This window comes from Rhizobium sp. M10, assembly GCF_002531955.1.
Classification (GTDB): Bacteria; Pseudomonadota; Alphaproteobacteria; order Rhizobiales; family Rhizobiaceae; genus Rhizobium; species Rhizobium etli_C.
This window is the reverse complement of the sequence record NZ_NWTA01000049.1, coordinates 1-11,105: the sequence shown is the minus strand read 5'-3', so window position 1 is coordinate 11,105 and position 11,105 is coordinate 1. Positions and strand designations below refer to the sequence as shown.

Genomic DNA, 11,105 nt, shown 5'->3' with positions numbered 1-11,105 from the left:
CGGCGGCGGCTCCTTCCTCTATCACCTGGAGGACAATCTGGTGGCGGTCGGCTTCGTCGTCCACCTCAATTACAAGAACCCCTATCTCTACCCGTTTGAGGAATTCCAGCGCTTCAAGACCCATCCGGCGATCCGCGGCACTTTCGAGGGTGGCAAGCGGCTGTCCTATGGGGCGCGCGCCATCACCGAGGGCGGTTATCAGTCGGTGCCGAAGCTGTCCTTCCCCGGCGGGGCGCTGATCGGCTGTTCGGCCGGTCTCGTCAACGTGCCGCGCATCAAGGGCAGCCACAATGCGGTGCTGTCGGGCATGCTGGCGGCCGAGAAGCTGGCGGCGGCGATTGTCTCAGGCCGCAGCCATGACGAGGTCGTCGAGATCGAGACCGACTGGCGCCAGGGCGACATCGGCAAGGACCTGAAGCGGGTCAGGAACGTCAAGCCGCTATGGTCGAAGTTCGGCACCGCCCTCGGCGTGGCGCTCGGCGGCCTCGACATGTGGACCAATACGCTGTTCGGCTTTTCCTTCTTCGGCACGCTCAAACACGGCAAGACCGATGCGGAAAGCCTGGAGCCGGCGACGCAGCACAAGCCGATCGCCTATCCGAAGCCGGATGGTGTGCTGACCTTCGACCGCCTGTCCTCGGTGTTCCTGTCGAACACCAATCACGAGGAAGACCAGCCGGTGCATCTGCAGGTCAAGGACATGGCGCTGCAGAAGAGCTCCGAGCTCGGCATCTATGCCGGCCCGTCGACCCGCTACTGTCCGGCCGGCGTCTATGAATGGGTGGAGAAGGACGGTGACAAGACCTTCGTCATCAACGCCCAGAACTGCGTGCACTGCAAGACCTGCGACATCAAGGATCCGAACCAGAACATCAACTGGGTGCCGCCGCAGGGCGGCGAGGGGCCGGTCTATCCGAATATGTGAGGCGGATCGGTATCGCGCCGACAATTTCACGTGCTGACGCCTTCGTGATCGGCCGTTGGCGGCCGGTCTTAGCCATTCGTTAACCATAAATTCCTTAGGTTGCGACATCTTCTTGACGCACTAAGGACACATTCATGACGATCTCCCGCCGGGGCTTTCTGATTGCTCTGCCTCTTGTTGTGGCCGGCTGCTCTTCGACCGGCTTGAACAGTCAGACGAATTATGCAGCGCTTCCCGATGAAAAGTTTCCGCTGAAGCAGGTGCCGATCGACAAGATCAAGCCCGAGCTTCGCCGTCAGGAAGTCGCCTACGAAACCGCGCATGCGGCGGGCACGATCGTCGTCGATACGCCGGCGCGTCGCGCCTATTATGTGCTTGGGAACGGCCGGGCGATGCGCTACGGCGTCGGTGTCGGTCGCGAGGGGCTGGCATTTGCCGGGGGTGCCTATATCGGGCGCAAGGCGGAATGGCCGAGCTGGACTCCCACCGAAAACATGCAGCGCCGTGAGGAGCGCTATCGCAGGCTTGCCGGCGGCATGCAGGGCGGTCCGAACAATCCGCTCGGCGCGCGGGCGATGTATCTCTATCGCGGCGGCAACGATACCCATTTCCGCATCCATGGCACCAACCAGCCGGAATCGATCGGGCTGGCCATGTCGAGCGGCTGTATCCGCATGATGAACCATGACGTGATCGACCTCTATAGCCGCGTCGAAGTCGGCGCCAGGGTTGTCGTCATCCAGGCCTGAGCGGCTAAAGCGGACCCATCAAAAAAGCCGCCGCAGCCCTGGCTGCCGGCGGCTTTTGGCTTGGCGCCGATGTTGGCGCGTTCAGCGGCGGCGTGCGGCAATCCCCGTCGAGAGCGCCACGCCGATGCCGGTGATGATGGCGGCGCTGATTTCGGCTGTGCCGACCGTTTCGCCGAGCAGGAAGCCGCCCCCGAGCGTCGCCAGAACCGGCGTCAGCGCCGTGAAGGCGGCGGCCTGCGTTCCGCCGAGGGTGCGGACGGCCGTGCCATAGGCGACCATGGCGACGAGACCGGAAAGAATGCCCTGGCTCAGCACCTGCAGGCCAATTTCGGGAAGCGGCGCTTGCGGCAGCGAGATGCCGAAGACGAGGGCCAGCACAGCCATGATCAGGAAAGACCAGACGGCAATCAGCGCGCTGGCCTGAATGGCGGTCAGGCCAGAGCGGCGGAAGGCATGCGTATAGCTTGCCCAGAGTACGGCGCCGGCCGGCAGCAGGACAAAGCTCGTCCAGGGCAGGGAGGCATCGCCAAGGCTGCGGGCAAGCAGGATGAGAACACCGCCGACGATCGCCAGCAGCCCGGCGATGCGCGTGACATCGGGCCGCTCCCGAAACAGCAGAATGCCGATCAATGCCGTGGCAAGCGGCATCGAGCCGCCGAGCAGGATGCCCGAAGAGGCGGCCGGCGTGGAGTGAATGGCCAGGGTCGTCACCAGGAAGAAGATTGCGCCGCAGCCGGCGACCATGATCGCCAGCACATGTAGCGGCAGCCCCTTCGGCAGCAGGCCGATCCGAAGCCAGACGGGCGAAAGCACGAGCGCCGGAATGCCGAAGCGGATGAGGCCGATATCGATTGGGCCGAGCGAGGTCGCGGCGCTGTGGCGGGTCGCCAGAAACCAGGTCGCCCAGATCAGCACGGTAATCGTGCCGGCGGCATAACCGAGGGACTGCGAAGGCGATTTGTCGTTTGAAAATGCGATCGTGCTCATCGTCCTAATCCTTTCCTCCGTCCGGATCCTGTCCGGTTGAAGGAAAGATTAGCGCCAGATGCCGGGGCATGTCCTTGCTATCTGTGGCTGGAAATTCGTGCTATACGCAATCTTCTGCCAAATGATGCCGATGGATATTATGAAAATGCCAAATCTCGATAAATTCGATATCGCCATCCTGAAATGCCTGCAGGAGGATGCGCGGGCCACCAATGTCGAGATCGCCGAGAAGGTCAATCTTTCCCCGTCGCCCTGCCTGCGCCGCATCCGCAATCTCGAACGCTCCGGCATCATCCGCGGTTACACCGCCGATATCGACCGCAAGGTAGTCGGTCTCGGCCTGACGGTCTTTGTCGAATTCAAGGTCGTCCACCACAGCCGCGAGAATTCCGAGGCGCAGCAGAAGGCGCTGCTCGCCATCCCCGAGATCGTCTCCTGCTTCCTGATCTCGGGAACGGCCGATTTCCTCGCCGAAGTGGTGGTGGAGGATCTCGCCGCCTATGAACGGCTGCTGACCGAGACGCTGCTGACCCTGCCGAATGTCAGCGACATCCGCTCGAACTTCGCCATCCGCAGCATCAAGACGCATGGGCCGCTGAAGCTGCCCGAGGGGAAATGATTTCCCAATAGTTTTTCTCGCTAATAAAAACCCCTCCCCAACCCCTCCCCACAAGGGGGAGGGACTCAGCTGGGGCACCGTCTCGCTCCCCATCCAGGGTCAATATTTGGGATGCTGGTGCGGCAGTTTAAGCCCCTCCCCCTTGTGGGGAGGGGTTGGGGAGGGGTCTTGGGTGCTACAGCAGCGTCCCGCTGAGGATGAGCAGCGCCACCGAGAAGTAGATGACGAGCCCGGTGACGTCGACCAGCGTGGCGACGAAGGGGGCCGAGGCGCTGGCCGGATCGAGCCGCAGCTTCTGCAGCACGAAGGGCAGCATCGAACCGCAGATCGAGCCGAAGGTGACGATCCCGATCAGGGCGGCAAACACCGTGATGGCCACCATCTGCCAGTGCGGGCCGTAATCATAAAGCCCGGCCGTCTGCCAGAAGACGATGCGGATGAAGCCGACGAGGCCGAGGATCGCGCCGAGCACGATGCCGGTCGGCAGTTCGCGGAACAGCACCTTCCACCAGTCCGAAAGCTTCAGCTCGCCGAGCGCCAGCGCCCGAATGATCAGCGACGTCGCCTGCGAACCGGAATTGCCGCCCGAGCTCATGATCAGCGGGATGAACAGGGTCAGCACCACGGCCTTTTCCAGCTCGCCTTCGAAATGCTGCATGGCGCTTGCCGTCAGCATCTCGCCGAGGAAGAGCGCGGCGAGCCAGCCGGCGCGTTTGCGGATCATGCCGGCGAAGCCGATCTTCATATAGGGCTGGCCGAGCGCCTCCATGCCGCCGAACTTCTGGGCCGCTTCCGTCGTATCGGCGATCATCGTGTCGATCACGTCGTCGACGGTGACGATGCCGAGCATCTGCCCATGGTCGTCGGTCACCGGCAAAGCGAGCAGATCGTGCTTGCGGATCAGGCGGGCGACGTCCTCCTGCTTCATCAGCGGATCGGCTGCAACCGGAACGCCCTTCTGCGATACCGTCAGAATGGACGCATCGGGCTCGCCGGTGATCAGGCGGCGCAGCGTCACCACATGCATGAGCGCATGGCTTGCCTCGTCGAGCACATAGATGGCGTAGACGGTCTCGCGCGAACGTTCGACCTGGCGCACATGGTCGAGCGTCTGGCCAACGGTCCAGCTGTCAGGCACGCTGACGAACTCCGTCGTCATGATGCCGCCGGCGGTGCGCGGCGGATAGCCCATCAGGTGCTGGATGGCGATGCGCACCGGCTCGTCGAGGCTGGCGAACAGCCGGGCGCGGGTCTCGGCGTCAAGTTCGAGCAGCACGTCGGCGACGCGGTCGTTGGACATGCCGTGCAGCAGCCGTGCGGCATCCTCGGCGCTCAACAGCGCCAGGATCTGTGCCGCGTTGCGCAGCTCCGGCCGGTCGAGGATGTTGACGGCATAGTCCAGCGGCATGCCGGTCAGCACGCGGCCGGCATCCTGGACGGTGAGTGCGTTCAACGCGTCGACGCGCTCGGCGATCGTTGCACCGCGGCTGTTGTTGATGAAGGCACGGGCGGCATGGCCTGCCCGAAGTGGGAAGCGATTGATATTCATTGAGGCTCGCCTTTCCGTCGATCCGCCGTAGCGTCCCGACGGGCGAGCCGACAGGAGTCGGTCAGCGCACGAGGGCCGCGTACGGCAAAGGCAATCGACTGCTACTGTCGCTTGGCATCTGAGTGATGGCTCCGTTGAAATCCGTGGAAGACAGGTGTCATCCACGTGTCATGCTAGGTGGTCCCGAACGCGGAATAAGTCAAGCGGGGGAAATGCTTAACGCCAGAATGTCGCACCCCCCGGGCGGGTGCGCATACTCATGGCTCAGACGGCCTGCGGACTCCGACCGCGACGTTCCAGCCGGAACGACGCGGCAAAGACGAAGAGGCCGAGGAAGGAGAGCGCGGCGCCGACGTAACCGGTTGCCGCAAAACCGTAGCCCCAGGCGATGACGAGACCACCCAGCCAGGCGCCAAGCGCATTGGCGATGTTGAAAGCGGAATGATTGGAGGCAGCGGCAAGCGTCTGCGCATCGGCGGCGACATCCATCAGCCGGGTCTGCAGCGCCGGGCCGGCGGCGAAACCGCAGCCGACGAGGAAGACCGAGAGGCCGAGCATGTAGGGGTTGGCGGCGGTCAGCGAGAAGGTGGTCAGCACGACGATATTATAGACGAGCGATCCGCCGATCGTGCCGAGCAGCGACTTGTCGGCCAGCCACGAGCCGATGAAATTGCCGGCGTTCATGCCGACGCCGAACAGCACCAGCATGATCGGAACCGCAGTTTCCGGCAGCATCGCCACCTCGGTTGTGGTCGAGGCGATATAGCTGAACATGGCGAACATGCCGCCATAGCCGACGGCGGCGATTCCGAGCGTCAGCCAGACTTGCGGCCGGCGGAAGGCGCCAAGCTCGCGCAGGAAGCTCGCTCCTTCGGAAACCCTGTCCTTGGGAACGTGGAACCAGATCAGCGCCACCGTCAGCAGGCCGACGACGCCGACCGTCAGAAATGCCACCTGCCAGTCGAGCGATTGGCCGAAGAGCGTTGTTGCCGGCGTGCCGAGAAGGGTGGCCACCGTCAATCCGAGCATGACGCGCCCGACCGCGCGTGCCCGCCGATGTACCGGCACCATCGAGGCGGCGACCAGGGCCGCAACGCCGAAATAGGCGCCATGCGGCAGGCCGCTGACGAAACGCAGCAGAGTGAAGGTCTCGAAGGTCGGGGCGACGGCGCTGAGAATGTTGCCGGCGGCAAAGACCAGCATCAGCGTCAACAGCAGCGTGCGACGCGCCATCTTGGCGGCGAGCACGGCGATGACCGGTGCGCCGATGACGACGCCGAGCGCATAGGCGCTGATGACATAGCCGGCCTGCGGCGTCGTCACCGAGAAGGTTTCGGCGACATTGGGCAGCAGTCCCATGATGGCGAATTCGCCGGTGCCGATGGCGAACCCGCCGCAGGCAAGCGCCAGTTGAACCAAGGCTACGGTCGTCGCCGACGGCAGCTCGGCATCCGGCTGGATTTCGACGGGTTCATTGATCGCGATCTGGCTCACGAGAGCTCCTTGAGGCGGTTCTCTGCTTGGCAAAGGCCCTGGCGCGGAGGCGGGCCGATCGTTTGGAATGGCAGGACGTGGAGAGGTATTGGGAACCTCTATCTATCCGTGAGGTCCCTGCCGGCGTCGAGTGCATTTTTTGCAGTGCAGCGTCCTGTTATGTGCATATGTCTATTGCAATTTTTGCATTTCTGGCTCTTCTGAGGAAAAGCGGCGGCGCTTGAAATCGCCGATACCGCAACCATCTCAGGAGCAAGGCAGGAGCAGTTCCGCGCCAGAGAAGGGAGGCCTCATGAAGCTTGTAGGCTTTTTCAATCGCGACGGGGGCACCTTCAGGACCACCGATATGCTGGCCTACGAGAAGAGGGCGGAGGCAGCTTTCCGCGAAGCGGGACATGATTTCGAAGCCATCGTTTTCTCCGGCAAGGAGATCATTCCCGCCATGGAGCGGGCCGCCAAGCGCGACGATATTGATGGTATCGTCGCCGGCGGCGGCGACGGCACGATTTCGGCGGCGGCATCGATCGCCTGGAAAAACGGCATTGCCCTCGGCGTCGTTCCGGCCGGCACGATGAACCTCTTTGCCCGCTCGCTGCGCGTGCCGCTCGATATCTGGCAGGCCCTCGATGTGCTTGCGACCGGCGAGATCGACAATGTCGATATTGCCAGCGCCAATGGCCGGCCGTTCATCCACCAGTTTTCCGCCGGCCTGCATGCCCGCATGGTGCGCTACCGCAACGCCTACAGCTATCGTTCCAGGCTGGGCAAGATCCGGGCGAGCACAAAGGCCGCTCTCGGAGTGATCTTCAATCCGCCCGAGTTCGAGGTCGAGTTCGAGGCGGGCGGGATGCGCGAGCGCCGCTGGGTGTCCGCGGTCTCGGTCTCCAACAATCCATTCGGCGAGAACGCGCTGCTCTACGCCGATAATCTCAGAAGCGGCGAACTCGGCTTCTATACGGCAAATCCGTTGAAGCCCCTCGGTGTCGCCCGCCTTGCCATCGACATGCTGCGCGGCAAGGTCCGCGAGAATGCCGACGTCATGGTCATGCACCCGGCCGAAGTGCACCTGCACTTCCCGAAACTGCGCTCCAAGGCCAATTGCGTCATGGACGGCGAGCTGCTGCCGCTCGCACGCGACGTCTCGATCCGGCTGCATCCGGGGGAACTGAAAGTCCTCGTCAAGCAGGGGCTGGCCGCTCAGGTGAATGAGGACGAACGCCGCGAGCCGGCTGCGTAAGTCGGCTGCGGCATAAGCTCAGAGCCGCGGCAGATAGGTGCGGTAGTCGAAATCCGACACGGTGCTGAGATACGCCAGCGCTTCCTTGCGCTTGGTGTGGCCGTAGAGTGCCTGGTAGCGTGTGCCGAAGATGTCGGCGATAAAGGGCGAGATGCGGAACGTCTCGACCGCGCTGAGGAAATCATGTGTCAGCCGCGCCGTATTCGCGGGCGTGTATGAAGGCGTTGTCTCCTCGCCGGGGTCGAGTTCCCGGTCGAGCCCATTCAGCATGCCGCCGAGGATTGCCGCGAGCAGCAGATAGGGATTGGCATCGGCGCCGGCGACCCGGTGCTCGATACGCGCGGCCGGCCCGTCCTTGTCAGGGATGCGGATCGCTGTGCCGCGATGGCCGCTGCCCCAGGTCAGATCGACCGGTGCGAACGAGCCCGGCTGGAAGCGGCGGTAGGAATTGGCGAAGGGCGCGAAGATCAGCTGCGCCGCGCGCATGCTGTCGAGCAGACCTGCCGTGACCGATTTCAACAGCTTCGGCTCGCCGCCCTTGGCATCGAGGATGTTGCGGCCCTGGCTGTCGAGGACGCTGGCATGCACATGCAGACCGGAACCGGCATGCTCGGAATAGGGCTTGGCCATGCAGGTCGATTTGAGCCCGTGGCGGCGCGCCGCCTGTTCAGCGATGCGCTTGAGATAGAGGCAATCGTCGGCGGCGGCCAGCGCATTGGCGCGATGCATGAGATTGACCTCGAACTGGCCCGGGCCGAATTCCGCCGTCGTCGCATCCGCCGGCAGTCCCTGCGCCTTGGCGTAAGCCTTGAGTGTCTGCAGATAGTCCTCGAGCGCATCGACGGCGCTCATGTCGTAGAGCTGAAAGCCGTTCGGTTCGCCGCGATAGGTAAGGCTTTCGGGCGGGGAGGGACGCCCGGTTTCGCGCCAGTCCGCTGACATCACGTAGAATTCCAGCTCGGTGGCGACGACAGGCGTCAGCCCGCGGCTGCGATAGCGCTCGACCACCGAGGCGAGGATGGCGCGCGGATCCATGAAGCTCGGGCTGCCGTCGAATTCATGCATGGTGGCGAGCACCTGCATCGAGCCCTCCGGCGCCCAGGGCATCGGCGCAAGGCTGCGCCGGTCGGCGACGGCCATGCCGTCGGGATCGCCGATCGTCAGCGACAGGCCGGTAATGTCGTCATTGTCGTCACCCCAGATATCGAGCGACTGCGTCGACGTCGGCAGGCGGATCTCGCCGCCCCAGACCTTGCCTTCGGCGCCTGATGGAAGCTGCTTGCCGCGCAGCTCGCCGTTCATGCCGACGATCAGGATCTCGAAACGCGGGTCGCCACCGGTCTTGCCGTCCATCCTGTCGCTCGCCATGACCTTGAAAATCCTCCGGGACAAGGCCAAGCTCCTATCCCATCGATAGCAGCCTTTCAATCCGCGAGGGTCTTTCACTAGAGCCTTTCCTGGTTAGATTGAAGCATTCTGCCGGAGCAGGTTTTCGTCAGGATCAGAGGCGATTGGCGACGGGCATACCCCAAGGTACGTCCGAGCCGATCGCCTCTGATCCTGGCGGAAACATGCCCGGCCCACCGGCCGCACCGCTTCGCCATGGCGAAGCGATAAGTGCGTCCGGCGCTTCCCAAGTCTTGCAGATTTGCCAGGCAAATCTGCAGGAGGGTTGGCTGAAACGGGCCGGCTGATCGACCGGCCGGCTTGGCCGTAGAGCCGGGCTACGACGCGCGCCGGCCGGTCGACCATCCGACTCCGTTTGAGCCAACAGAATGCTTCAATCTAACCAGGAAAGGCTCTAGCCATGCCCGATACTTACCCGCCCTCGAACCTTGCCGCGATCGACGCAGCCCATCATCTGCACCCCTTCGCCGACATGAAGAAGCTGAATGCCGATGGCGCCCGCGTCATCCAGCGCGGCGAGGGCGTTTACATCTTCGATGATCGCGGCCGGAAATATCTCGATGGCTTCGCCGGCCTCTGGTGCGTCAATATCGGCTATGGCCGCCGCGAGATCGCTGAGGCCGTCGCAAGGCAAATGAACGAGCTGCCCTATTACAACACCTTCTTCGGCACGACCTCGACGCCGACGGCGCTGCTGGCGCAGAAGGTGACGTCGCACGCCGGCGCGCGTTTCAACCATATCTTCTTCACCGGCTCCGGTTCGGAGGCGAACGACACCTGGTTCCGCATGGCTCGCGTCTATTGGAGCGCCGTCGGCAAGCCGTCGAAGAAGATCGTCATCGCCAGAAAGAACGGCTATCACGGGTCGACCGTCGCCGGCGCCAGTCTCGGCGGCATGAAATACATGCACGAGCAGGGCGACCTGCCGATCCCTGGAATCGTCCATATCGGCCAGCCCTATTGGTACGGCGATGGCGGCGATCTCTCGCCTGATGAATTCGGGCTGAAGGTCGCCCGCGAACTCGACGCGAAGATCGATGAACTGGGCGAGGAAAACGTCGCCGCCTTCGTCGCCGAGCCGGTGCAGGGGGCTGCCGGCGTCATCATCCCGCCGGAAACCTATTGGCCGGAGATCGACCGCATCTGCAAGGCGCGCAATATCCTGCTGGTGACCGACGAGGTGATCTGCGGTTTCGGCCGGCTGGGCGCCTGGTTCGGCCACCAGCATTTCGGCGTCGAGCCGGATCTTGCGCCGATCGCCAAGGGGCTTTCCTCCGGCTACCTGCCGATCGGCGGCGTGCTCGTCAGCGATAGGATTGCCGACGTGCTGATCAACGAGGTCGGCGAGTTCAACCACGGCTTCACCTATTCCGGCCACCCGGTCTGTGCGGCCGCCGCCCTCGATAACCTCCGCATCATCGAGGCGGAAGGGCTGGTCGAACGCGTGCGCGACGATATCGGCCCCTATTTCGGCAGCGCCTGGGCAGCGCTCGCGAACCATGACCTGGTCGGCGAGGCCGTTAGCATCGGCCTGATGGGCGGCCTGCAGCTGGCCGCGGAGAAGAGCACGCGCACGCGTTATGACAAGCCCGATCAGGTCGGTGCGCTGGTGCGCAACCACGCACTGGCGAACGGCCTCGTGCTGCGCGCCACCGGCGACCGCATGCTGGCCTCGCCGCCACTCGTCATCAGCCACGCGGAGGTGGACGAGATGGCCAGGATTACCAAGCTGGCGCTGGATGCGGCCTGGAAAGAGCTGAGATCCTGATGTCGCTCAGCCGGCTGGGTCCATTGCGGATGCGGCGATAAGCAGGCGCTCGCAATGCCCGCACTTCCGGGCGTATCGCACCATTGGTGCTGAAATACAGGTGAGGCGGACGTGGTAAGGCTGGCCCAATGAAGCACCGGTTGTAGTGTGTCTCTGTACGCGGGCGGCGAGTTTGGCGAGAACGCCAACCACACTCTCCGTCATCCCAGGCCTTTGAGCCTGGGATCCATGCGGCTGCTGCTGATGGATGCGGTGTGGATGCTCGGCTCGAGGCACTGCTGTCCGGTTTGCGTCGACGGCTGCAGCCGGATGAGAATCTGTGTTGGTTGTCAAGGTGGATTTGGGGTCCAGAGTCGATCCTGAGAGAGAA

The 11,105-nt window shown here is 63.6% G+C and carries 9 protein-coding genes; 5 read left to right on the top strand and 4 right to left on the bottom strand.

Going from position 1 to position 11,105, the window contains the following annotated elements:
• Both CO671_RS32520 and CO671_RS32515 read left to right on the top strand, forming a co-directional pair.
• Window positions 1–925, top strand: a 925-nt coding sequence (locus tag CO671_RS32520) for an electron transfer flavoprotein-ubiquinone oxidoreductase (protein WP_141514513.1), incomplete at its 5' end; no start/stop codon positions are given.
• Between the two features lie 134 nt (window positions 926–1,059).
• Window positions 1,060–1,674 carry a L,D-transpeptidase gene (locus tag CO671_RS32515; RefSeq protein WP_097609210.1) on the top strand — a complete coding sequence of 205 codons (615 nt, stop codon included), beginning with the start codon at window positions 1,060–1,062 and terminating at the stop codon, window positions 1,672–1,674.
• Window positions 1,675–1,755: 81 nt separating this feature from the next.
• Here CO671_RS32515 and CO671_RS32510 read toward each other — a convergent pair whose 3' ends face one another.
• The gene (locus CO671_RS32510; protein ID WP_097609208.1) at window positions 1,756–2,661 is read right to left on the bottom strand and encodes a DMT family transporter; all 906 of its coding nucleotides are present in this window, start codon (window positions 2,659–2,661) and stop codon (window positions 1,756–1,758) included.
• Window positions 2,662–2,806: 145 nt separating this feature from the next.
• Between CO671_RS32510 and CO671_RS32505 the strand changes: the two genes are divergently transcribed.
• Complete coding sequence (locus tag CO671_RS32505) at window positions 2,807–3,280, top strand: Lrp/AsnC family transcriptional regulator (protein WP_097609213.1); 474 nt, start codon at window positions 2,807–2,809, stop codon at window positions 3,278–3,280.
• A 175-nt stretch (window positions 3,281–3,455) separates the two neighbouring features.
• On the opposite strand, the gene mgtE is transcribed toward CO671_RS32505, so the two are convergent.
• Together mgtE and CO671_RS32495 are read right to left on the bottom strand one after the other, a co-directional pair.
• A complete protein-coding gene (gene mgtE / locus CO671_RS32500; RefSeq protein WP_097609205.1) occupies window positions 3,456–4,829 on the bottom strand; it encodes a magnesium transporter in 1,374 nt (457 codons plus the stop codon).
• Window positions 4,830–5,093: 264 nt separating this feature from the next.
• Window positions 5,094–6,323 (bottom strand): MFS transporter, encoded by a 1,230-nt coding sequence (locus tag CO671_RS32495; protein WP_097609203.1) that lies wholly within the window; start codon window positions 6,321–6,323, stop codon window positions 5,094–5,096.
• Between the two features lie 292 nt (window positions 6,324–6,615).
• Here CO671_RS32495 and CO671_RS32490 point away from each other — a divergent pair, with 292 nt between their 5' ends.
• Window positions 6,616–7,560: a diacylglycerol kinase family protein gene (locus tag CO671_RS32490; protein WP_097609200.1), complete on the top strand. Its 945-nt coding sequence runs from the start codon at window positions 6,616–6,618 to the stop codon at window positions 7,558–7,560.
• Between the two features lie 18 nt (window positions 7,561–7,578).
• On the opposite strand, the gene CO671_RS32485 is transcribed toward CO671_RS32490, so the two are convergent.
• Window positions 7,579–8,928: a glutamine synthetase family protein gene (locus tag CO671_RS32485; protein WP_097609198.1), complete on the bottom strand. Its 1,350-nt coding sequence runs from the start codon at window positions 8,926–8,928 to the stop codon at window positions 7,579–7,581.
• Between the two features lie 439 nt (window positions 8,929–9,367).
• Between CO671_RS32485 and CO671_RS32470 the strand changes: the two genes are divergently transcribed.
• Window positions 9,368–10,735: an aspartate aminotransferase family protein gene (locus CO671_RS32470; protein ID WP_097609195.1), complete on the top strand. Its 1,368-nt coding sequence runs from the start codon at window positions 9,368–9,370 to the stop codon at window positions 10,733–10,735.
• The last annotated feature ends 370 nt before the right edge of the window (window positions 10,736–11,105 follow it).